Source organism: Aquimarina intermedia, assembly GCF_008124785.1.
Taxonomy (GTDB): Bacteria; Bacteroidota; Bacteroidia; order Flavobacteriales; family Flavobacteriaceae; genus Aquimarina; species Aquimarina intermedia.
Window position 1 is genome coordinate 172,927 of sequence record NZ_VNHU01000006.1, and the last position, 24,956, is coordinate 197,882.

At 35.9% G+C, this 24,956-nt stretch carries 22 protein-coding genes; 4 read left to right on the forward strand and 18 right to left on the reverse strand.

Features of this window, described 5'->3' with window-relative positions; all coding sequences use genetic code 11:
- Nucleotides 1-11: 11 nt before the first annotated feature.
- From BD809_RS10555 to BD809_RS10620, 14 genes are all read right to left on the reverse strand, one after another.
- Nucleotides 12-227 carry a DUF4266 domain-containing protein gene (locus BD809_RS10555; RefSeq protein ID WP_148782936.1) on the reverse strand — a complete coding sequence of 72 codons (216 nt, stop codon included), beginning with the start codon at nt 225-227 and terminating at the stop codon, nt 12-14.
- A gap of 2 nt (nt 228-229) precedes the next feature.
- Entirely contained in the window at nt 230-1,228 is a 999-nt protein-coding gene (locus tag BD809_RS10560; protein ID WP_148782937.1) for an FAD:protein FMN transferase, read from the reverse strand.
- Nucleotides 1,213-1,656 (reverse strand): thioredoxin family protein, encoded by a 444-nt coding sequence (locus BD809_RS10565; protein WP_148782938.1) that lies wholly within the window; start codon nt 1,654-1,656, stop codon nt 1,213-1,215. Before BD809_RS10565 ends, BD809_RS10560 begins: the two co-directional genes overlap by 16 nt.
- 62 nt (nt 1,657-1,718) lie before the next feature.
- The gene (locus BD809_RS10570) at nt 1,719-2,327 is read right to left on the reverse strand and encodes a GNAT family N-acetyltransferase (protein ID WP_148782939.1); all 609 of its coding nucleotides are present in this window, start codon (nt 2,325-2,327) and stop codon (nt 1,719-1,721) included.
- 28 nt (nt 2,328-2,355) lie between these two features.
- The gene (locus BD809_RS10575; RefSeq protein WP_148782940.1) at nt 2,356-2,868 is read right to left on the reverse strand and encodes a PAS domain-containing protein; all 513 of its coding nucleotides are present in this window, start codon (nt 2,866-2,868) and stop codon (nt 2,356-2,358) included.
- Nucleotides 2,869-2,995: 127 nt separating this feature from the next.
- Entirely contained in the window at nt 2,996-5,464 is a 2,469-nt protein-coding gene (locus BD809_RS10580; protein ID WP_148782941.1) for a TonB-dependent receptor domain-containing protein, read from the reverse strand.
- Nucleotides 5,445-6,806: an HTTM domain-containing protein gene (locus BD809_RS10585; protein ID WP_148782942.1), complete on the reverse strand. Its 1,362-nt coding sequence runs from the start codon at nt 6,804-6,806 to the stop codon at nt 5,445-5,447. The genes BD809_RS10580 and BD809_RS10585 overlap by 20 nt, the downstream gene beginning before the upstream one ends.
- A gap of 15 nt (nt 6,807-6,821) precedes the next feature.
- Nucleotides 6,822-7,943 carry an imelysin family protein gene (locus tag BD809_RS10590; RefSeq protein ID WP_148782943.1) on the reverse strand — a complete coding sequence of 374 codons (1,122 nt, stop codon included), beginning with the start codon at nt 7,941-7,943 and terminating at the stop codon, nt 6,822-6,824.
- Nucleotides 7,944-8,049: 106 nt separating this feature from the next.
- The gene (locus tag BD809_RS10595) at nt 8,050-9,291 is read right to left on the reverse strand and encodes a DUF4856 domain-containing protein (protein WP_148782944.1); all 1,242 of its coding nucleotides are present in this window, start codon (nt 9,289-9,291) and stop codon (nt 8,050-8,052) included.
- Nucleotides 9,292-9,449: 158 nt separating this feature from the next.
- Complete coding sequence (locus BD809_RS10600) at nt 9,450-9,911, reverse strand: heme-binding domain-containing protein (RefSeq protein WP_148782945.1); 462 nt, start codon at nt 9,909-9,911, stop codon at nt 9,450-9,452.
- Between the two features lie 14 nt (nt 9,912-9,925).
- Entirely contained in the window at nt 9,926-10,792 is an 867-nt protein-coding gene (locus BD809_RS10605) for a hydroxymethylglutaryl-CoA lyase (protein WP_148782946.1), read from the reverse strand.
- A gap of 48 nt (nt 10,793-10,840) precedes the next feature.
- Nucleotides 10,841-11,467, reverse strand: a complete 627-nt coding sequence (locus BD809_RS10610) for a LysE family translocator (protein WP_148782947.1) — start codon at nt 11,465-11,467, stop codon at nt 10,841-10,843.
- 23 nt (nt 11,468-11,490) lie between these two features.
- Complete coding sequence (locus tag BD809_RS10615) at nt 11,491-12,522, reverse strand: quinone-dependent dihydroorotate dehydrogenase (RefSeq protein WP_148782948.1); 1,032 nt, start codon at nt 12,520-12,522, stop codon at nt 11,491-11,493.
- A 116-nt stretch (nt 12,523-12,638) separates the two neighbouring features.
- A complete protein-coding gene (locus tag BD809_RS10620) occupies nt 12,639-15,518 on the reverse strand; it encodes a TonB-dependent receptor (RefSeq protein WP_148782949.1) in 2,880 nt (959 codons plus the stop codon).
- Between the two features lie 118 nt (nt 15,519-15,636).
- Here BD809_RS10620 and pepT point away from each other — a divergent pair, with 118 nt between their 5' ends.
- Entirely contained in the window at nt 15,637-16,911 is a 1,275-nt protein-coding gene (gene pepT, locus BD809_RS10625; RefSeq protein ID WP_148782950.1) for a peptidase T, read from the forward strand.
- Between the two features lie 78 nt (nt 16,912-16,989).
- Here pepT and yajC read toward each other — a convergent pair whose 3' ends face one another.
- The 4 genes from yajC to BD809_RS10645 all read right to left on the reverse strand — a co-directional run bounded on the left by yajC (nt 16,990) and on the right by BD809_RS10645 (nt 19,959).
- Nucleotides 16,990-17,289, reverse strand: coding sequence for a preprotein translocase subunit YajC (gene yajC, locus BD809_RS10630; protein ID WP_148782951.1), 300 nt, complete (start codon nt 17,287-17,289; stop codon nt 16,990-16,992).
- 9 nt (nt 17,290-17,298) lie between these two features.
- Nucleotides 17,299-17,778 (reverse strand): DUF1573 domain-containing protein, encoded by a 480-nt coding sequence (locus BD809_RS10635; RefSeq protein ID WP_148782952.1) that lies wholly within the window; start codon nt 17,776-17,778, stop codon nt 17,299-17,301.
- Nucleotides 17,779-17,827: 49 nt separating this feature from the next.
- Nucleotides 17,828-18,739, reverse strand: coding sequence for a transcription antitermination factor NusB (gene nusB / locus BD809_RS10640; protein ID WP_246131502.1), 912 nt, complete (start codon nt 18,737-18,739; stop codon nt 17,828-17,830).
- Nucleotides 18,740-18,855: 116 nt separating this feature from the next.
- Nucleotides 18,856-19,959, reverse strand: coding sequence for a Glu/Leu/Phe/Val family dehydrogenase (locus BD809_RS10645; protein WP_148782954.1), 1,104 nt, complete (start codon nt 19,957-19,959; stop codon nt 18,856-18,858).
- A gap of 140 nt (nt 19,960-20,099) precedes the next feature.
- Here BD809_RS10645 and BD809_RS10650 point away from each other — a divergent pair, with 140 nt between their 5' ends.
- The 3 genes from BD809_RS10650 to BD809_RS10660 all read left to right on the forward strand — a co-directional run bounded on the left by BD809_RS10650 (nt 20,100) and on the right by BD809_RS10660 (nt 24,956).
- The gene (locus BD809_RS10650) at nt 20,100-21,857 is read left to right on the forward strand and encodes an ABC transporter ATP-binding protein (protein ID WP_148782955.1); all 1,758 of its coding nucleotides are present in this window, start codon (nt 20,100-20,102) and stop codon (nt 21,855-21,857) included.
- Between the two features lie 77 nt (nt 21,858-21,934).
- Nucleotides 21,935-22,333, forward strand: a complete 399-nt coding sequence (locus tag BD809_RS10655; RefSeq protein ID WP_148782956.1) for a PUR family DNA/RNA-binding protein — start codon at nt 21,935-21,937, stop codon at nt 22,331-22,333.
- A 106-nt stretch (nt 22,334-22,439) separates the two neighbouring features.
- The gene (locus BD809_RS10660; RefSeq protein WP_148782957.1) at nt 22,440-24,956 is read left to right on the forward strand and encodes a M14 family metallopeptidase; all 2,517 of its coding nucleotides are present in this window, start codon (nt 22,440-22,442) and stop codon (nt 24,954-24,956) included.

The window sequence follows — 24,956 nt, forward strand, 5'->3', positions numbered from 1 at the left end:
GGAATACTCTTTTAATTACAGCCACAACCGCCTCCAGTTTTACCTCCGTTGGCACCTGCCGCAGCTTCTCTGTACGCTTGAAAATTTATTTGAAATCGATCTATTTTTTTTGTATTCAGTTCCATATCCGGGTCATTGATTGCAACTTTTTCATATTCTTTTACTGTAGCACAAGACTGTATGATCGTCACAAATACTAGTAAGAAAGATATTCCTTTTAAGCGCATAGTTAGTCATTATTAATTTGAATATGTTTTGAGGTGCTAATTGCTCCATTATCTTCGACAATAATACAATCAACATCAGGTAACTGATTGACTCTGTTAATTCCTTGAGAAACACCCATCACAAAAATTGAAGTTGCCAGTGCATCTGCCAGTTCTGCACTGGGAGCGAAAACAGTAGCACTTAAAATTCCTGAAGCCGGATAACCGCTTCTGGGATCGATTATATGGGAATATCTTTTATTATTAAAGGTAACAAACTTTTCATAATTGCCAGAAGTCACCACTGCTTTATTGTACAATGGTAATAACGCATACGCTTCGGATTTATTTAATGGATTTGTTATCGCTACTTTCCAATCGGTCCCATTAGGCTGCTTACCCCATGCATTCATATCTCCAGATGCATTGATTATGCCTGCTTTTACTCCTTTGCTCTGTAGTACCTGCTTAGCTTTATCAGCGGCATAGCCTTTACCGATAGCTCCAAATCCTACCTTCATTCCCGTCATTGTTAAAAATACAGCAGTATTTTGGGGATATAGGATCACATTTTTATAGCCAACTTTAGCCACAGAAGCTTTTATCTCTTCATGTGATGGCATGGTATGCATGCTCCCATCAAACCTCCAAATTCTATCCATCGACGCATAGGTAATATCAAATGCACCATCTGTAATCTTTGATATACCAATTGTGCGCTCAATTAAATCGTATAATTCCTTTTTTACAGCAACAGCTTGAATTCCGGCATTTCTATTAATTAATGAAGTTTGAGAATTGACGTTCCACGAAGAAATAAGCTGTTCAATCCTTTCAATCTCCTCTATAGCCAAATTTATAAAGTAAGTACCTTCGTTTTCTGTTTCAGCTACCACGGTGACTTCAAAATCACTCCCCATCTTAGTAAACGTTTCTTTGACAACGACTTGTGCTTTAACAGGAGAAATGCTAAGAAATAAAAATTGAAATGTGTAAAAAAATAGTTTTAACGCGTTTCCCATGATTTCAAAATATTAATATATGCGTCTGTTGCTATTTTTTTATAACCAATCTCTCCCAATTTTACACCTTCTGAAGTAAGCATAACCAGCAAAGGGAAATAGCCGTTGGGATTATATTTCTCAGCCAACGCAGCATTTTGTTCACTAATATAAGCAGGTGGCTGATTTTTCTTTTTACGCGGAAAATCTGCTTTGACTAAGACATAATTTTTTGAAGCATACGTAACAAACGTCTCGGTATCTAATACAAAACGTTCTAATTTCATACAAGGAGCACACCAGTCAGAACCGGCAAAAAGTAGCAGTACTTTTTTATCCTCCTGTTGAGCTACTCGCTGTGCTTCTTTAAACTTGTTTGTCCAGTCTTGTGCAGTAAGTGAAGAGCATACAAGTAAAATAATGGCTACAACTAAAACCTTATTCCTCATAAGTACGTTTTTATAAAAAACAAGATACTCAATAGATGTCAAAACTAGGTTTATAATATAAATTATTTACCTATTCTCTTTTGTAAATATGTGCTGACCGACGTCCATTCGGATTGCAGTATACTTAAAATAATAGTATCTCTTCTACCGGTAGGTGTAGTAAAGTGATTGCGAAGTATTCCTTCTTCTACGCAGCCATTACTCTTCATTGCAGCGATACTATGCACATTATTCACATCAGCTGTAAATTCGACTCGCTCCATATTCATCTGATCAAAAGCATGGGAGAGCATTAAAAATTTACAGCTTTTGTTCACGCCTGTTCCCTGAAAATTTTTACCATACCAGGTATATCCTATGGCGCAGCTTTTATGAATATGATTAATTTCATAAAACCTAGTCATTCCAGCGTATTCATGCTTTAATTTATCATATACCATGAACGGATAGGAAGATCCTTTAGTCCGTAAATTGATAGCGGATTGTATATAGGCAACAGCATCCATCTCGCTTCGCATTGACGCTAATGAATATTTCCACAATTCAGGTTCGTTTTTTACAAAGGGTCTGATATACTTAATATCCTCCATTGCTAGAGGTCGTAATTGTACATACTCATTTTCGAGAATATACTTTTTGTCTATAAGATTTTGAGAATTTTTATTTTCCATTAAGGGCCTCGGAAATTAGTATGCCTAATTATGCTGCTTTTTCAAAAGCCACATAATTAACTAGTTCCCCTTTGGCGTTGAGAATAGGGAATCCCTTTATAGCACATACGTATGTTGACTGATCCTTGCGATAATTAATTACAGATTCTTCAAACATCTGTCTGGAATGTATGGCGCTTCGAATTTTTTTTGATGTTTTAGCGCACGTTTCTGCTCCCTGAAACATTTTTGGTGTTCTGCCTATAACCTCTTCAGGTTGATAACCATTCATGCGTTCGAGGTTATGACTAGCATATACAATTTTAAGTATAGAATTGGTAACTACTATTACGCTTTTATTAACAACCAATTCTTTATAAAAGTCCAGCTGATACTCCCAAGACGCACTCAATTGGTTAAGATTCTCGATATCTTGTTTAAACTCAGCTTTGGCGTCAAAATGCTCTCCATAAAACTCCCAACATGATAAGGGTAATATAGCATTAGTCAGGTTGCTATACTGTGTGGATACGTGCGTCTCATAAGTCAATAAATCATTCATTACCTCTGAAATTAAGCTTAGATTTTTTTTTATAATCTCAATAAAATTTATCTATAGTTTCAAATGTATTGAATAATAGTTATATAACAGATTGAACAAAAGTTAATTCCCAAATAAGAACAATAGCTTATAGCTTTATTTGAAGGGTTGTATACCAAGAGATCGGAGCTGCGGGAATTATTCCTGGTCCTGGATAACCAGTTGCACGTTGCGTAAAGTAGTTTTTATCCAAAAGATTATTAATCCCTGTTTCCAGTTTGAATTGCTTGTAGGTATAAGAAAATGATAGGTCTACAATCGAATATGCTGGGATTTTACCTAAAGTTCCTTCTTCCTTGGAGCCTATCTGGCCTCTGTCAGCATTTGTTACCTCCGTGAACTGTTCTGAAAGATGGGTAAACTGAATATTTCCTAAAAAGTTTTTATATCCAAAACCGACACCCGCTTTCAGATTAATTAAGGGAATAAACTCTACTTTATTACCCTCAATGATATCTTCTGAATTTAAATACTCAGAATCAGTGATAGCCAGATTAACAAAAGTGTTTAGCACGTAATTGTCAGCATCTGCAAATAAAGAGTTAGCAATATTCCAATTCGCATAACTTTCTAGTCCGTAAATCATAGCATCTCCGATATTTCCACGTACTCGTTGCGCTCTATCATTAAAGACCTCACCAATTCGATCATCATAATAGATAGCAAAGACTCCCGCATCAAATGTAAAACTATTATTGATTCTCCCTCGCATCCCTATATCTGCCGTATATCCTTTTTCGTCCCTAATATCCGGTCTAATTTTAAACGACGGGTTTACAATTCTAATATCACTAAAAGTTACTGATCTATAATTCTGAGATATATTAGCGTACAACTCTAGTCCCGGCTTAAATTTATAACTAGATCCAATACCTAGCAATAAAAATGAGCGCTCCAGAGTTTCATCATCTCTTTCGGATATATTGTTCAATGGGTTACCCGCATTATCAAAGATCACATTATTATAAATACCATCAGACCCTGTCTTGATATACTCGTAACGAAAACCGGGAGTAATTGAAAATTTATCTGAAAGATTGAATATGTTCTCTCCAAACACCGCAATGTTTAAATTTGGAAATTCAAATTTTGATTGATTTGCATAATCAGGGAATCTGTCAGTTTTAAATTCGAAATCGGCATCAGTTTCCAAGCTACCTGGTCCTTGTCTGGCTTCATTATTTGCCTGATAATATTTGGAACCGATTAAGAAAACAGATTCTTCTCCTAAGAATTTATAACGACTCAATAGTCTCGCTTCTGCTCCCCAGTTTTGAAAATCACCAACAATTAAATCCCTTGGATTTACAAAATTACCTGCAGCATCAGTCTCATCGGGTGCAGTTATCGGATTTGAATTAAGATCGGTTGTAATTCCCCTGAAACCTAAAGCACTCCTGGAAGCATCTAACCCAAATAAATTGAAACTAAAATCCGTTTTTTCTGAAAACTGATGCTCAAGTTTCAATGAAAATAACTTCCAGTCAACTTGAAACCAGTTTCTTGTTCGATTACTAAAATCAGGATCCTTATCAAATTGTGTATCAGTTAACCCACCCGGCTGTTTGGCCAAATAATTGAGATATGTAAATTCTCCGATGAGTTTAGTTTTTTGAGATAGCTGATACCCTAAATGCGCATATAAATTTTTGGATTCAAACTCAGAATTGGGTCTAAACCCATCTCCTTGCTTATAATTATAATAGGTGTAGTAGCTAAACTTACCTACCGTTCCACTCAAACTATTGAAACTAGTAAACAAATTAAATGAACCCAACGACTGACGAGAAACTAATTCAATTTTTTTATTAGTATGGGGCCGTTTCATCTTGAAATTTATGAGTCCTCCAAACTGAGTACCATACTGTAGAGAGGCGGCTCCTCGAACTACTTGTATTTCACTTAATGCCTCTGCCGGCGGAGTGTAATAGCTTTCAGGATAACCTAATACATCTGCACTTATATCATATCCGTTCTGACGTGTATTAAAGTTGGCTGTCCTGTTTGGATCGAGACCTCTCCCTCCAATATTAAGCTGTAATCCTCCTATACTGTTCTCATAAATATTCAATCCTACCACCTGAGCATAGATTTGTCGTGGATTGTTTGAGGCAAGATTCCCTAAGGTATTTTCGAGCAACACTACCTCGCTTTTTTTGCCGGCATAAATTGCAGTACCTTCCACAGGTTTTAACTGTTTAAGCCCAAAAATACGTTCTCTTCTTTGTGTAATTAGCACTTCAGAAAGTTCTTCGCCTAAGGGACTTAATACAAAATCTACGGTTGTATCTCCACTTACACTTACTTTTTTTTCGAGAATATCAAAGTCATAGTTAAAAACCGTAATAACGTAGTCCCCCGTATCAATATTTACAAACTCGAAGCGACCATCAGCTTGGGTCACAACTTGTTCACCTGTAGTTTGATTGTATAGTTCTGCTTTGTCAATCGGTTGGTTATTCTCATCAGATACAGTTCCAACTAACTTAAACTGTGCAGTCATAGAACCCGTAATAAATAATACAAGTGCTACTATTTTATAATCCCTTAATTTCATCTTTAAATGGAATAATCCAATTTTTGTGTTTAAATGATTCTTTTTGTTTCCCTAAATCCACGGTCGGATCGATATATTGACTACTTAATCTTCCATTAAGTGCTACATAGCTTTCTACATACACTTCTACATTTTGATGTCCGTCATTCTCAAAATGTTCTTTTAGAAAATGCGCATATTGTAAAATAAAATCAGGCTGAGTAGCCATTTGTTTTTGTTGAAATGATGTTAAAAAATCATCATTGTCCACATAAAATCTTTTACCCGTTTTACCATCTACAATTTTGAAATTAGCATATCCTGCTTTTTCCATCAACATCACACGCCAAGAAAAACGATAGCCTTCTTCGGTCCAAAACAATTCTCCCGGGTATAACAAATAGCGAAACGGCAAAAATAACTGAATTACAAAAAACAAAGACAAAAATGATAATACAATTTCTTTTTGTCTTGGCTTAAATTTTAAAGTCTTTCCCGAATCAAAAAAGTGCTTTCTTATTCTAAAAATTCGCGATAAGACTTTCAATACTCTATGATGAAAATTCGAATCAAAGAATACAAGCGTACTGACAATCATGACATAAGGAAACATCCCAATAGGAAAAAGCACACGGGTAAGAATATGAAATATGACAACTAACATAAAAGCAAAAACCCTCGTTCTTTTGTACATCAGTAAAAAAGGAATGGAAAGATCATAAATAGCTCCTGAGTAACTGAAAAAGTAATGAATCCATTCCTGATGCATTAGATAGCCTAAAACAGGAATGTCATACTTTGAAGGTAACCAAATTTTAAGAGGCATTGCATTGACTAACCAATCAGAGTTAAGTTTTGCCAGTCCGGCATATAGATAAACAATGATGAGTAATAGCTTTATACTATCAATAGTCCATTGAGGAATCTTCTGAAAGGAAATTCCTTTTCTTTTGGCATCAAACGAATAGTACGCATTTGCCGGTAGAAATATCATTAAAAAACTCAAAACACTTATAAAGTAGTAATGATTCAAATACGTGGTTTTATCCATCAATTCGATATACGTAAAGCTCAAAAAGAATAGAAGAATGGCTAATCTATATTTGTAACCTAATGCTACAAAAATTGCTGAAAGTCCGCAGAGCGCAAAAATTACGTACGTTAAATGGCCAATTGGTTGAACAAATTCAAAACCATAATAGGAAAAGAAAAATTTAGGTTGCACATACAGCTTTTCAATCCACCCATAACTCCAAAAACGTACAACACTCAAAAACATCATAATTCCAAAAAAAACACGAAAGACTGCAAGTGGTGCAGCCTCTGTGTTATTTTTGAAATATTTCTTTAGATGAAGTTTCATAAACTAAATTACAACTTAATCCCCATCAGCATCTACAAAATCAACTCGTACAGAAAATGCTTGTAACATATCGACCTTAAGAAAAACTACATTCTTTTGTAGCTCATCAAAAGTTTCGAGCATAGGTGTATTGTTAGTCTTTACCTGATCAGAAAAATCTTCATTTAAGCTAGAAGCTTTGGACCTGGACAAATCAAACTGATCATTTATTATTTGACTTAAGTCCTCTCCATTTTTAATTGTATTGAGAAAATCAAGGTAAGAACTAAAACTTGCCCCTGTGGTAGTACTTGCATAATGCTTACCATTAAAAAGATCTTGCATAGCAGACAAGTTCGCATTGAACAAAGTCTTAGAAAGATCCCCTTTATAAAATGCCTCTACTTTATTATCAAAAGTTTCAGTAGTAAACACTCCTGCAGGAATACCGATTTTACCTGCTCTTAAATGTTTCTCATAATGAAAAATAAAATCGTTAACTAATTTATCCAAAGAACTAGTTGCCGATGACCCATTGTTTGCTACAAAAGTATCACGATACCCATTAGTCCAGTCAGCAACTACAGTAGTTGTAAGTATATCCATTCTTTCTACTAAGTCGGTAAGGTACTTTTTGTATTTGGCACCATCTGATGAGTCTACATAAAACTCAATCGTACCAGTGTTTGTGTCAGATAAACCATTAATAAGATAATCCAGCGCTGCAAACCCTTGCTCATCTTGTTGAGAGACTGTGGTAAGATCATAAGAACCCGCACTGATGTTTGCTTCGATACCCGTTGTATTGGTTGGATAAACATTCATGAAATTTCTATACGAAAGTTCTTCTGCTTTACCAATTTCGTACATACTAACTGTTTGCCAAGTTATATAGGCCTCTGACCATGCCGATCTAAGGTTAAGAAGTGTATTTACATTAGCACTTGCAACAAAATCAGCTGTAGTAGTCTTTAACACAGCCATATCAGATGCAAAATTGTGATAAGCTGGCATAACAATGTTATCCGCTATATTTATTAGCATTCCCTTTCTATCAAAGGCATCCTTTCCTGTTACCTGCTCTTCATTATCATCTCCACTGGAACAAGCCGATAAAAACAAAACAGCTGTAAGGATGGAAAGCAAAAACTTCTTCATGTTATTTTTATTTATTCTTAATAAAGCTGTGCAAATGTAAAAAAAGAGGTTTAAATAATAATGAATTCAAACCTCTTTTTTTACATTTTATACTTTGTTTAATCTTTTAACTACCTGCTTCTTGCACTGTAAAATTAAACCGTGCAGCGATAGCTACAGAAATAGTTTCTAATACCTCTGGAGTTACCGTCCATAACCCATCTGTACCTCCTGCCATTTGAGTAAGTAATCCTTGGACTTCTGATCTGGTAAAGTATGGAGCGTTAGTCTCCGGGTTTCTTGTGAACTGCAAGCTATAGATAAAACCATATCCCTCTGACAAATCATGAAACACCGCAGCATAATCTACTGTAGGATTCGTAAGAAGGTTTTTTCCTTGTTGTAAATAATAGACTGCTCTTATCGCGATTACTTCGGATAGTTTTTCTCTGATAATATCAGCTTGTTGATCTCTAACGGTATATTCCTTGGCAACTATAGCCGCTCTTCCTAATTTGAATGCATTATAAATCTCGGTAGCAATTCCGGTAAAATCCGAATCACTTTCAACTCTGCTCAAATATTTGCTTAAAAAATTATCATCGCCAGCTTTTCCCTCTCCGATAATATTTGCATTTGGAGTTGCTGGAGTATCAGAAGCACCATATACATAACCATACGCTTCATCCCACTTATGTTCCATCGTAGTATAGCTCTTTCCTTCTACTACAACTTCGTCATTATTATTGGTTATATTATCTGCCTCATCTAAAACAGCAGTACCCAAATAATTATTTAGGGCTTGATCAGTCATTAACGCTCCGATCAAACTTTTGGCAAAAATCTGATTCAACTCTAATCCTTTAGCATTTACGTAACGATTGGACCCACCTCCTGCTTCTTGCAAAACACCGGCAGCACCAGCGGTCGCAGTAGTATTCCAATTTGGAAAAACCTCAGCTACCTGACCTTTTATCCATCCATCAAACTCAGCTTTGATAGCAGTCGCTTCGGTCGTATTTGCAGAAAAGTAGTCTCTAGATGCGGCGGTTTTACTACGAACACTTTTATCAGAAGCATTTAGCGATGCTTCAGAAAAATCATTAGCCCCTTCTATATGAGCAAACATTGCATCTAATTGTTCTTCTGTAAGCGTAGTATTCTTGAAAGCACTTACAAGTTCTTCGGACATTGCTATCCTAGTAGTTTGTCCACTAAAACTTACTGTACTTTCTCCGTTGCGCTCAAAAACGTAGGTGGCAGGTTCTTCAATTTGATTCATTGGAGTAGCGTCATCATCGTTTGAACATGAGCTTAAAGCGAGTACTCCCGATACACAGATTACATTAAAAATACGGTTGATTTTCATTGTTTTTTATTTAGACTTAATTTAAATAGCTAATTACTCAGCTGCAAATATATTGATCAAAATGGATTTGTCAAACTTTATTTGTAATAAATCTAAATAAAATTAATGCTAAGTCTCCATACGTATGGAGACTTTCAAAGAAGATGAATTGTAAACTCTTAAAGCTCTGCAGCGTACTTAGCTCTCAAACTTTTAGTCCATTCAATTAACAGCTCTTTATCTTCTTCATTTAAATTTCCATGTAGCCAAGTATATGAGTCTAAAGGCATCTCACCCTCTTCTACTTCTTCTATTAATTCATCTAACTTGTGATCTCTCTTTTTAATAGAATAGCTTTCCCATGCTGAAACGTTAAAGTGTTCTTTTCCTTCTTCTACATGATCAGCTAACCAGTAAGAAATTGGTGCAATCTCAGCATACCATGGATAGGTAGTTTGATTACTATGGCAATCGTAACAATTATTTTTGAGAATAGTTTTTATTTTATTCGAAGGCTGTGTGTCTTTTTCAAAAAAAGCAACCGATTCATATCCAGATTCATTTTTATCGACTCGTATGAATTGCATAATAATCAGAACCCCCACAAGAAGTAATCCTATACTTTTTAAAATTTTCTTCATTTTATTATATCTAATTAATGGTATTTACTAAAAATTTTTGTTGCCTCATTGTGACTTGATTCAAAACTCAGCATTTTTACATTTGTATCAGCCTTTACACTGGTAAAGTAAGACAACATACGCTCTGTCGGCATATTACCGGTCAGATCATCCTTTGCCATCGGACAGCCTCCAAATCCTTGAATTGCTCCATCAAATCTTCGACACCCTGATTGATAAGCTGCATTAACTTTTTCAAACCATTTATCCGGTGTAGTATGCAAATGAGCGCCAAACTCTATCGATGGGTATCTCGGAATCAAATTAGAGAACAAATATTCGATAATTTCGGGTGAAGAGGTCCCTACAGTATCTGATAAAGAAAGAATCTCAACCCCCATCTTACTTAATTTTTCTGTCCATTCTCCTACGATGTCGACATCCCAGGGATCCCCATACGGATTTCCAAATCCCATAGAGAGATACGCCACCACTTTTTTATTTGCTCGATCCGCTATGTTGAGAATTTCTTGTAATATTTCAATAGATTGTGCTATTGTTTTATGCGTATTACGCATTTGAAAATTTTCTGAAATTGAAAAAGGATAACCTAAATACTTAATCTCCGGATGCTCTGCCGCATCCTTTGCTCCTCTAACATTTGCCACAATGGCCAATAACTTACTTTCTGTCTTCGATAAATCCAACTTAGAAAGCACTTCTGCCGTATCCACCATTTGCGGAATTGCCTTAGGCGAAACAAAACTACCAAAATCTATAGTATCAAAACCGCAGCGTAGTAAGGATTGAATATACTGTACCTTTAGATCGGTGGGTATGAAATCTCTGATTCCTTGCATTGCATCCCGGGGACATTCAATAATTTTGACTTTTTCGATCATATAAACACTACGTCGTTTAAGTTTTTATTAAGCACTATAAAAGTAAGGTTATTTTTCTGATAGGAGAATAAAAATTCCAATAGCTACAAAAACAATAATTTGAACCCACTTGAGTATTAATCCAATTTTTTTTGACTGTTTTAGATAGCCCGCAATATAATCTGCTAAAATAGCAATGAGCGCAAATACTACAAATGAAACGCAAACAAAAATTCCACCCAACACATAAAACTGTAGTACAGTATTTAAGTGATCACTGAATAAAAATGCTGGAAAAAAAGCAAGAAAAAATATAGAAACCTTTGGATTCAATACATTCATTATAAATCCTTGCCTAAATAGTTGCAACGGATTTTTTTTGGCAACCGTATTTGATTGTAGTTCGATGCTACTATCTGCCTTATAAACTTGAAATGCCAGGAAAAACAAATAACATGCCCCAAAAATTTTAATGATCAAAAAAAGTGCATCGCTTTGCTTGATAAGAGTTGACATCCCAAAAGCCACCAAGGTAGTATGCACAATGCAGCCTGTCATCAAACCAGCTACGGTAGCCAACCCATATTTTTTACCATTAACTACACTCTGTAGCAATACAAATATATTATCGGGTCCCGGGGTTATGGCAAGTATTGATGTTGCAACCACAAAGGTGTATAGAAGTTCATAGTTCATATCAGCTATCTTTGAGCTACTTACTATTCCTTAATTCGAGCTAACAAACTTTTATTTATATCTTTAATCAGCTTTGGGCCCTCATAAATAAAACCTGTATATAACTGAACTAAACATGCACCCGCATCCAATTTTTCTAAGGCATCCTGAGCTGAGTGAATACCTCCTACACCAATAATTGGAAATGCTTTTTCACTCTTTGTGGACAAAAAGCGAATTACCTCGGTGGATCGATTTTTTAAAGGTTTACCACTAAGCCCTCCCATCTCTTCTGTCAAAGCTTTATCAGCATGCAACCCATCTCTTGAAATTGTAGTATTGGTTGCAATTACTCCGGCAATCTTGGTTGTCGTTACAATCTCAATAATATCCATTAACTGATCGTCAGTAAGATCCGGTGCTATCTTTAGTAGGATAGGTTTTTGCTTGGATTTTGCATTATTTTTAGCCTGCAGCGTATTGAGCAATTCCATCAACGGCTCTTTATCTTGTAAAGCTCTTAGATTAGGTGTGTTTGGTGAACTTACATTAACCACAAAATAGTCAACAACATCAAACAAAGCCTCAAAGCAAATTACATAATCATTTACGGCGTCTTCATTGGGAGTTATTTTATTTTTCCCAATATTCCCACCAATCAGAACTCCTTTATTTTTTCTAAGACGTTTTACAGCATCTTGGACACCCCCATTGTTGAAACCCATACGATTTATGATAGCCTGATCTTTTTTAAGACGAAACAATCTCTTTTTTGGATTCCCTCCTTGTGGTTTTGGAGTTAATGTACCTATCTCAACAAAGCCGAAACCAAAATCTGATAACTCATTAAATAATTTGGCATCTTTATCAAAACCCGCTGCTAAGCCCACCGGGTTATCAAACGTCAGTCCAAAAATTTCCTTTTGAAGCCGCTTATCTTTAACTCTATATATCTTTTTAATTATTTTTGAAACTAAAGGTATTCGAAATAAACTTTTGATCATTCTGAAGGTAAAGTGATGTACCTTTTCAGGATCGTAGTTGAAAAGTATCGGACGAAGAATAGTTTTATACATAAAGTTATTTTGATCAAACAAAAGTAGTGCTTTAGTGCGAAAACCGAAACTTATCATTAAAAAAGCCCACTACCCAAATAGGTAGCAGGCATTTATACCGTAGTATTTTGTTTGCTTTATTTTAAAATAAAGTTTAATCGCGCAAATACAAATCTTCCTCCAATACCAAATTGTTGCGCACGTCTGGACCAATCAAACCTACCACCGCTTCTATTATCAAACGCCGGATCCGCTCTATCCGGATAAATGTCAAATAAATTATTAGCACCTATTGTCACCGTGAGCGATTCAGAGGCTTTATACCCCAAAGAAAGGTCGGTCACTATTTTACTTCCGAAATCCTGTTGACGCTCCACAAATGTAGACGCTTCGGTTACTTCGCCAAAGTACACATTCCTAAGAAAGACATTAAATGTATCTGTAGTCAGGCTATTAGATAGATTAATTTTAGTTCTTGGCACCGCTTCTTCCAGATAAACACGACTATCTTCTGGGAAGTAGGTCTCCACTTTATTTGCTCTTCGCAATACATCTGAAGCATTAATATCTCCTACTTGTCTGGTTTGCGATAAAGTAGCAGCCAAATCAGATTTTAACTCCATCGTTGCTCCCAAACTCGCTTTATGTGTTAAGACGATATCTAATCCCTTGGACTCTGTATCAATCGCATTTGCAAAAAATGATGCAGCTGTCGCATTTGCCTGTGCCAATAGCCGGTCCAATTCACTATCCGTCCCGGGACCCTCAAACTGTCCGGTATACACAATACGATCGTCGATAGTTACGAAATATCCATCTACTGTTACTGATAAATTTAAGCTTGGTATTTTAGCTGTGAGACCAATACTTATACTTTGGGAGGTTTCTTCTTTCAATTCTGGAATTCCGAGCAGTTCGGCAGCCCGGCTATCATTAGTAAACGTTCCTACTTCTTGAGGGTTACCCGAATTATCAAATATTGTAGATGTGGAATTAAAATTAAGCTGATGCAGGGAGGGTGCTCTAAACCCTGTATTCGCAGCAGCCCTCAAATTAATATCTTCTGTCAATTTATAACGTGTTGCCACTTTAAAATTTATAGTCGATCCAAAATCACTGTAGTTTTCATAGCGGGTGGCAAAACTGAGCAACCATTTTTCGGTAAAGTCCGCTTCAATATCCAAATATCCCGCAATACTTGTTCTGTCTCTGGAGAGCTCATTGGCTGGTGAAAATCCCGGAAATACCTGAGAAGCTCCCGGACGGTTACGGCCAAAGAAATCTGTTGGTGGGGATTGCGATGAATTTGTAATTACATCGCCGTTATTATCATACTGAGCATAGGACTCTTCTTCACCTTCAGTAATTTCATAAACCTCCAGACGATGCTCTGCGCCAAAAGCTACATTGAGCCCCGCAAAGATATCTTCATAAAATTGAGTGATATCCAGATTGGTTGTATTTTGCAAAAATGAAAATCCACCAGCATCAAAAGTAGTTGGCGTAGCATTGAGCAACGAGGCATTAGACGTGTTTGTGATGGTGTATAGAAAACTATTTTTACCATAGGTATTACTAAAATCTACTTCCCAATTATTAATTTTACCTCTCAATCCGATAGAAATAGACTGATCACTAATTTTCGAATTAATTTCAGGCAAAAAGCCATTGATATACACAGGAGTGTAAGTTCTACTTTGATTAGGCAACCTATAGAAACCAGCAGAATTCCCTTTTCGTGAACTTAAGCCTGCAAAAGCATATAATTCTGTCTCATTGTCATCCAGTGGTAAGGATATATTTGCAAAAAAACGTCCACCACGAAGTCCAGACTGTCCAACACGCATATTATAATCACTACGTTCTTGTCCACGAGCTTGTAATTCCTGTTCTGTAACATCGATATCTAGAATTGGTTGTAAATCTTCTAATGTAGCAGCGGATTGTATATCCGATTGAAGCTGAGGAGAAAAATAATTTACCCGTTCTGCATAGCTCTTTATTTCAGTTAAATCTGTTTGCAACTCTTTTAGACTTGCATTATCCTTTGACGCTTCGTACTCGATGGCATTATAGCCATTAAAAATACTTCCCTCCCAAGCCTTCATTCTATTATAGGGTTCGCGGTAGTCAAAATCGCCGCTAAAATTGATAAACCCACCTTTCTCCCCTATTGGCAATCCATAACTTGCCGCTACGTTGACAGATTCACCATCGACACCTCCGGTTTGCTTTTCGGCATTGCGAGAAACGTTTGCACCTGTGGTTACTGTAAAATCAAGTTCGTTTACATCGCTTCTAAGTACTATATTAATAACCCCGGCAATAGCATCAGATCCGTATTGCGCTGCTGCACCATCACGCAAAACTTCAATTCTTTTGATCGCAACAGCTGGAATTGCATTAAGATCGGTCCCTACATTACCCCGACCAAAAGTACCATTTACATTGACCAATGAAGTGGTATGTCGCCGCTTCCCATTGACCAACACCAGCACCTGATCCGGTCCAAGACCTCTTAAAGAAGCCGGATCAATATGGTCGGTACCATCTGATATGGTTTGCGTATTAGAAGAGAATGACGGTGCCACATAATTTAAGATTTGATTTAAATTGACTTGAGGTGTAGCACTGGCGAGTTCTTTAATATCTAAAACATCGATCGGCACTGCAGTCTCCACAACGGTACGATTGGGGTTTCTGGTTCCTACAAGAACAATTTCATCCAAAGCAACTCCCGATTGCATGGTTACATTTATAACCGTGCCTGTGATAAGTTTTTCTTGTGTTTCAAATCCTACATATGAGAAAACTAAAGTTTGCCCTTGTGCTGCCGCGATTGTGTACTGTCCGTTAAAATCTGTAATCACTCCTGTTTCGGTATTCTTCAAGATAACAGATACTCCGGGTAATGGCTGAGATTGATCATCCAAAACCGTTCCCGTTATTTCCTGTGCGTTACCATTAATAGACAACCCAAAAGAAAACAGCAAGAACATTGCGTAAATTCTAAACATAGTTTTAATTTTGATTATTGATAATTTGTGATACCTAAAAATAAGACAAAATACTTAGTATATTGATTATCAATGCTGTAATTATCTAAAAAAATAAGAATACTTTAAATAGTTCGCTATGAAACAGGATAAAATTGAAGATTTAACAACGATACGCATAGATAAAGAGAATTTGATCAACAGATTTATGCGCTATGTAGTGATCGATACAGAGAGTGACCCTAATAGCGATACCACGCCCAGTACAAAAAAACAATGGGATCTTGCTAATATGTTGGTTGAAGAATTAAAACACATTGGATTAACTGATGTAACTATTGATAAAAATGCTTATATCATGGCTACGCTGCCCAGCAATGTTGATCATAAAGTCCCTACTATCGGTTTTATTTCGCATTTTGATACTACACCGGATTTTACCGGAGCCAATGTAAAACCTCAACGAATAGATGCATATGATGGAAAAGATATTATCTTAAATAAAAAAGAGCAAATCATCCTTTCTCCAGATTATTTTGAAGATTTAAAACTTTACATTGGTCAAACACTAATTACTACAGATGGAACTACGCTGTTAGGTGCTGATGACAAAGCAGGAATTACAGAAATCATCTCTGCCATAGAATATTTGGTTAATCACCCGGAAATTAAGCATGGTGATATTCGAATTGGTTTTACACCAGATGAAGAAATAGGAAGAGGTGCTCATAAGTTTGACGTCAAAAAATTTAATGCTGATTGGGCCTACACTATGGATGGAAGTCAAATCGGAGAGTTAGAATATGAAAACTTTAATGCAGCCGGTGCTGTAGTTAAAATTAAGGGTAAAATTGTTCATCCGGGATATGCAAAGGGAAAGATGATTAATAGCATGTATATTGCCCAAGACTTTATCAACTCTTTACCACGACTAGAAACTCCTGAACATACCTCAGACAGACAAGGATTTTTTCATCTGCACCAAATGGAGGGTGATGTAGAAGAAACGACATTGCAGTACATTATAAGAGATCACGATAAGGAACATTTTGAAGCTAGAAAAGAAATGCTTAGTAAGCTAGCTGGTGCATTAAATGAACAACATGGACAAGAAGTCATAACCGTAACTATAAAAGATCAGTACTACAATATGCGTGAAAAAGTTGCTCCCGTCATGCATATCGTAGACCTTGCAGAAGAAGCGATGAAATCTTTGGATGTTACTCCGATCATAAAACCTATACGAGGAGGAACAGACGGATCCCAATTAAGTTATATGGGACTTCCCTGTCCAAATATATTTGCAGGTGGGCATAATTTTCACGGTCGTTATGAGTATGTACCCGCAGAGAGCATGGTAAAAGCGACCGAAGTTATTATTAGAATTGCCGAACTTGCTGCAGGTAACAACTAAGCAACAAGTGACTAGTCATAAAAACAAAAGCGGAATAGTAATGCTACTATTCCGCTTTTTAATTCCTACTCTAAGTTATTATTTCTTTTTCTCTTCCTTTGGAGGAGCATTTAACTTTTGACTCATATCTAACGAAATCGCTGATTTGTCATATGTTAATTTACCTGATCCGGTTTCTATAATAACTGCATTATTTTTTTCACTGAAATCAAAAACTTTACCGTGCAACCCACTTTTGGTTACTATACGATCGCCTTTTTTAAGACTTTCAGAAAATTTTCTTTCCTTTTTTGCTTTTTGCATTTGCGGACGTATCATAAAGAAATACATCACTACAAAAATCAATATAAAAGGAGCAAATGATTGTAGTTGTTCCATAAATTTAAATTACTCGCTTACAGGAGTTCCGCTTACTGGTTGAGCTTTAGGTGTAACTAGAGCTTTAATCTTAATAACTTCTTTACCTGTCTCAGTATTTGCAGTAATTGTAACTGTTTTGTTTTGTTGGTTTGGTTTACCACTAGAGTTGAACTTAACTAACATTTCACCAGTTGCACCAGGAGCGATAGGCTCTGTTGGGTAACTTGGCACAGTACATCCACAACTACCTTTAGCGTTTACAATTACTAATGGCGTCTTACCAGTGTTTGTAAAAGAAAATGTATGCTCAACAACATCACCTTCATTTATAGTTCCAAAATCATGCTCAATTTCTGCAAATGTCATCACTGGAAATTCTGTGTTTTTTGCATCACGCTCTGCTGCGATCTCTACATTTTCTTCGTTAACTTTTTTCGTTGCATTATCTTTACAAGACACTATCGTCATAGCAAAAATACCAGCTAAAATTAAGATTCCTTTTTTCATTACTTGGGTTTTTAATTAATTTGGGTTAAAAATACTATTTTTTACTAAACTACATAAGTCCTCTTCCAACTTTCTGCAGCTTGCCGTTCTCTTGGTATTCTTTTGAAATTTTGTCCAAAATACCGTTGATAAATATACTACTTTTTGGAGTACTATACTCCTTGGCTATTTCAAGATATTCGTTAATGGTTACCTTTACCGGAATCGAAGGAAATTTCACAAACTCGCAGATAGCCATATTGATAATTGCCTTATCGAGCTCTGCAATTCTGTCCTTATCCCAGTTTGGTGTTCTACCATCAATTTCTTTGCCAAATTCCCCACCATTCAAACAAGTTTTTCTAAAAATATCTATCGCAAACCTCCTGTCATCGTGATCTTTATATAAATCAGGCAGCGATAAACTCTCGGTGTGCGTAGGCTTTATTTTTCGCAATGTTTTAAGAATAGCTGTGTTTACCAGAGGTAAGTCGTCCACCCAGGTTAGTCGTTTGTCTTCGTAATAATCAAACAACTTTTCATTTGGAGCTATGACTTCTTTAAAAATTGCTAGTAGAAAGTCCTTATCTTCTTTAAAAGAACTCAGCGTAGTACGCATATATTCTTTGTAAATGTCACTCTCCTTAATAGCTTCCCAAAGAATCACAACATACTCACTGTCTAACTCCCAACAATTGAGCTTCTTTTTCTCCATGATAGTTTTAAGCTCTTCATTTTTATTTAAAAGCAGTAAAACTTCATTATTTACAAATTTGGTATTTGGATTTTTATCTTCAGAGGTAGCCAGATATTTCTTTTTACTTTTAGAAAGAAAATCCTCGGCGTGTTTTCTGATCTCTACCAGAAGTTGAAGATTAATTAGGAATAGATCATACATCTGATCAATACTGAAAAGAAGAAATTTCTCTTCTTTAATTAGGTCATCGCTTTGCGTCTGCTCCATAGAATAGAGTGACTGCATTACCTTAACTCGAATATGTCTTCTGGTCAACATAGAAAATTACAAAGAACTTAACATTAATAAGGCGAAAGCGTCGTTGCTTTCGCCTTGCAAAAATAGTATTATTTTTTATCTACTTATCTTAAATTCTCTTTTTTTCTATTCTCTATTCTTTCCTCAGCAATTCGCATTGCAGCAGCATTTGTTGTAATGTTGGCTTCTTGAGCTTTAGAAAGAATCTCTAAGGTTGTATTATAAATATTTTCTGTTTTAGCCATAATCTGATCTCTACCATAGCCTTCAATTTCAGCATATACATTTATAATACCTCCTGCATTAATCAAGAAATCCGGAGCATACACTATTCCCTTTTCTTGCAATAAGGCCCCATGTACACCCTCTACAGCTAACTGATTATTTGCTGCCCCGGCGATAACTTTAACATTTAGCTTATTAATTGTATCGTCATTTATAGTAGCTCCCAAAGCACAAGGTGCATAAATATCCGCTGTTTCAGCATACAAATCTGATCCTCTGTAAATATCAGCTCCGTACTTTTTACTTACTTCTTGTAAACGTTCTTCATTAATATCGGTAATAATAACATTAGCACCTTCTTCTTTTGCTAAGCGTACCAATTCTTCGCCTACATGACCAATACCTTGAACCAAAATACGTTTTCCGGATAAGGCATCATTTCCGTAGGCATATTTTGTAGCAGCTTTCATCCCCATATATACTCCATAAGCTGTAACAGGAGAAGGGTTTCCCGCACCTCCTTTGGATTCAGAAATACCGGTAACATACGGTGTTACTTCACGTACAGTATCCATATCAGATGTTTCCATCCCAATATCCTCGGCAGTATAGTATTTTCCTCCTAAAGTATCTACAAATTTCCCAAAACGTCTCATGAGTTCAGGCGTCTTAATTAATTTTGGGTCTCCTATGATTACTGCTTTTCCTCCTCCGAGATTTAAGCCGGTAATCGCAGATTTATAGGTCATCCCTCTCGATAATCGTAGCACATCATTTAGGGCATCCCACTCAGTTTGATAATCATACATTCTAGTCCCACCCAAAGCAGGCCCTAAAACTGTGTTATGCACACCAATTATTGCCTTTAAACCTGTATCTTTGTCCTGACAAAAAACAATTTGTTCGTGATCATTAAAAGATAGCTGACCAAACACAGGAGCTTCTTTTTTTAATTGATTTGCAGTAAGCACTTCAGTCGTCATTTTTGGAAATTTTAAATGGTTACAATTAAATTATAATCAAAATTAGGCTGCTAAAATAACTTATTTTTACGAATGTATGTTTTATCATAGCACAATTTTAAGAATATGTCAATAAATATTTTCAATAACACCTACATTATATGCGTGCATTAAGGCATTTAAATAAATATTTCCGCAAATATAAATCACGCTTAATTATTGGCTTGATTATTACAATAATAGCCAGAATCTTTGCTATAGCAGTTCCTAAATTCATAGGAGATTCAGTTGATGTAGTTGATTTGTATCTAAAAAATGAAGTACAGAATTTAGAACTGGTGAAGGACGAATTAATCATGAATATTCTTTTAATTCTTGGATCCGTTCTCATCGCTGCGTTTTTTACTTTTTTAATGCGACAAACATTTATCGTAGTATCAAGACATATCGAATATGACCTGAAAAACGAAGTATATCGACACTATGAACGTCTTTCTTTAAATTTTTATAAAAAAAATCGTACCGGAGATTTAATGAATCGTATTAGTGAAGATGTTGGTAAAGTTAGAATGTACGTTGGACCGGCAATAATGTACAGCGTCAATACCGTTACCCTGTTTGTAGTGGTTATCGGCTATATGGCCAGTATCGCTCCAGAACTTACACTCTATACAGTTGCCCCGTTACCAATATTATCACTTTCCATTTATAAGTTGAGTGTTGCTATCCATAAACGAAGTACAATTGTACAACAGTACCTATCCAAATTAACCACCTTTACACAGGAATCATTTAGTGGTATAACTGTCATCAAAGCGTATGGTATTGAAGCGCAAACTCAAGATAACTTTACTGAATTATCAGATCAGAATAAGGATAAAAATATTGACCTGGCTAAAGTGCAAGCACTATTTTTTCCATTGATGGTATTATTAATTGGGTTTAGTAATTTGATCGTAATATATATTGGCGGAAGACAATACATCGATGGGACTATAACTGAACTTGGCGTAATTGTAGAATTCATTATTTTTGTCAATATGCTCACGTGGCCTGTAGCAACCGTAGGATGGGTTACCTCCATTGTACAACAAGCTGAAGCTTCTCAAGTACGTATCAACGAATTTTTGAGTCAGGAACCAGAAATCGTAAATCATGTAAAGCACACTACACCCATACACGGAAACATTGTTTTCGACAATGTGACTTTTACATATGATGACACCAATATTACTGCACTAAAAGGAATTAATCTTAACGTCAAACGCGGTGAGACTTTGGCAATTATTGGTAAAACAGGATCCGGAAAATCGACTATCTTGGATTTAATAGGTAGACTCTACGATGTTTCCACCGGTGAGATACGTATTGATAATAAAAAAATCGACCAGTTAAACCTTACTGATCTAAGAGAAAATATAGGGTATGTACCGCAGGATGCTTTTCTGTTTAGTGATTCGATTAAGAATAATATAAGTTTTGGAAAAGAAGATGCCAGCCAAGAAGAAATTGAAGCCGCTGCAAGAAAAGCAGTAGTACATTCAAATATTACTAATTTTAGTAAAGGATATGAAACCGTACTTGGTGAACGAGGAATTACACTGTCTGGCGGTCAAAAACAACGTGTATCAATAGCCAGAGCGATCATAAAAGATCCGGCTATCTTGTTATTTGATGATTGTCTATCTGCGGTAGATACCGAAACCGAAGAACAGATTTTATCCAATCTCAACAAAATAACAAAAAACAAAACCACATTTATTGTAAGTCATCGTATCTCAACTGTTAAGAATGCAGATCAAATAATTGTTTTGGACGAAGGAAAAATAATACAGCAAGGATCTCATAACCAGCTTTTAAACACTGATGGTTACTATAAAAAATTGTATTTAAAACAATTAAGCGAAAAAGAAATTTGAGTTTTTGTTGCGCGATTAACATTTTTTTTGGATTTTTGAATTCATCATACTATACTAATTAATTAAGAAATAGGATTATGAGTGACCATGAAATGATGGAGAAAGAAGAAATTTTCTCAAAAGTCTTAAGAGCAGGACGAAGAACATATTTCTTTGACGTAAGAGCCACAAAAGCAGGAGATTATTATCTAACTATAACAGAAAGTAAAAAGTTCACCAACGACGATGGATCTTTTCACTATAAAAAGCATAAGATCTATTTATACAAAGAAGATTTTGCCGGTTTCACTGAGATTCTAAATGAAATGACCGACTTTGTTATCAATGAAAAAGGCGAAGAAGTAATTAGTGAAAGACATCAAAAAGATTATCAAAAATCACAAGACCAAGAAGTCTATACTTCAAAAGAAAATGGTAAAATAGCCACTGCAGCATCTGCTGAAAGCTTTACCGATGTGAGTTTTGACGATATATAAACTCAGATTGTCTTAAAAAAATTCAAAAACCGTTTCCTGAAAGAAACGGTTTTTTTTAGGACCTAAAATAAGTATCTTGCCCTCGTAACTTTATAAAACTACTCCCATGTTAAGAAACAGTTTGCTTCTCGTGTTTTTTATTGCAAATCTTTTAACTGCGCAAAAGCAATTGTCTCTGGATTATTATTTATCTGATACTGACATTAGTTACAATCCTGAGATCCCTAAGCCACAAGACATATTGGGATATATCCCCGGAGAATGGCATGTTACACATGATAAGCTAGTCGAATACATGCGTGTGCTGGCGAATGTTTCTCCACGAATCACGCTAGAGAACAGAGGGACAACGTATGAAAACCGTCCGTTGCTATTATTAACTATCACTTCTGAACAAAATCATAGTAATCTTTCATCAATTCAACAAAAGCATGTAGAGGGAGTTCACCAAAAACTAACGGATGCAATCATTGACGATATGCCTGTGGTTGTTTATCAGGGCTTCTCCATACACGGCAATGAACCTAGTGGATCAAATGCTGCTTTGTTATTAGCTTACCATCTGGCTGCAGCTGAAGGAAAGGCTATCAACGAACTCTTATCCAACGTAGTAATTCTATTAGATCCCTCATTCAATCCGGATGGCCTGCAACGTTTTGCCAGCTGGGTAAATGCTAACAAAAACAAAAACATAACCCCTGATTCTCAAGACAGAGAATATAATGAAACCTGGCCAGGGGGTCGTACAAACCACTATTGGTTTGACATGAATCGTGATTGGCTACCCGTACAACTACCCGAATCCCGCGCCAGAATAACAACTTTTCACAATTGGTATCCCAATATACTTACCGATCACCATGAGATGGGTACTAATAGCACGTTTTTCTTTCAACCAGGTATCCCTTCCCGTACACATCCGCTTACACCTGCTAAAAATCAAGAACTAACCAGAGAAATTGGAAATTATCACGCCGCTGCTTTGGATAAGATTGGCTCTCTATATTATACCGAAGAGAATTTTGATGATTTTTACTATGGTAAAGGCTCAACCTTTCCTGATATTCATGGAAGTGTCGGTATTTTATTCGAGCAAGCAAGCTCGAGAGGACATGCGCAGAATAGTGATAATGGGACTATCACCTTTCCTTTTACAATCAGAAATCAACTGACTGCTGCACTATCAACTCTAAAAGCAGCAAATAGTATGCGGGTATCCTTACTGAAATACCAAAATGATTTTTATACCGGTTTAAATAAAAATAACCTCAGGGGATATTATGTTTTTGGTAATGAGAAGGACGCTGCGTCTACCAATGCATTAGCTGATATATTAGACGCCCATAAAATTGAGTTTTACAACTTAACAAAAAGTGAATTTTATAACGACATCTCCTTTAAAAAAGGGAATAGCTATATAGTGCCTAAAAATCAAAGACAACATAAACTGATTGAGGCGATTTTTGAAAAAAGAACTAGTTTCAAGGACAGTCTTTTTTACGATGTTTCCGCATGGACACTGCCTCTGGCATTTAATCAGCAGTATACGGAAGTATTCAAAGATATTAAGCGCGGAACCAAAGTAGATTCAGTTGAAAATAAAACTACCAAAATTTCCTCAGCCAGCGCTTATGGTTACGTTATGGAATGGCATGAATATTACACCCCAAAAGCACTTTACCAAATTTTGAATAAAGGCTTGCGTGCAAAAGTTGGTATGAAACCCTTTACTATCAAAAACAAAACGTACGATTACGGAACAGTATTCATTCCTGTACAAAATCAAAAGCTAACACAGTCAGAGCTCTTTGAGTTTCTAAACACATTATCAGCAAAAAATCATATACAAATTGATCCTGTTACCACCGGACTAACAACAGGGATAGATCTGGGAAGTTCTAAATTTAAACCTCTCAAAAAACCTACTGTTGCAATGTTAGTGGGCGAAGGTATTACTCCGTATGATGCCGGTGAGATATGGCACCTGTTAGATCAACGTTTCGATATACCTTTAAATAAGATTGAACTTTCAAGTATAGAAAATAGCACGCTTACAAACTATTCACATCTTATAATCCCAAATAGTAAAACAGAGTCCTTTACTAAATCACAAGAGGAAAAATTGACAAATTGGTTAAAAAGCGGAGGAACTCTAATTGGTTTTAGAAACACCGCTGAAGTTTTCAATGATTGGAAACTTTTAGATTTGAACTTTCTTAAGCCTGACAATATTGCAAAAAACATTTCATTTGAACAGAAAGATGATTTCTCTGGAGCCCAAAATATAGGTGGTGCTATTTTTGAAGCTCAATTAGACCGTTCGCATCCCATTAATTTTGGATATCATACAAAAAAGCTAGCGCTATTTCGTAACACAACAAAATTTATCAAACCTGATAGAGAAAGCTTTAACAATCCAATTCAGTATACAGAAAAGCCATTGCTTAGTGGTTATATAAGTAAAAAAAATCTTGATAGCCTTGCGGGTACTGTTCCCTTCGTGCATAAAAAGGTTGATAATGGTCGTGTAATTTTGTTTACCGATAATGTAAACTTCAGAGGCTTTTGGTATGGTACAAATAAGCTGATGATGAACGCTATTTTCTTTGATAAAGCTATGTAA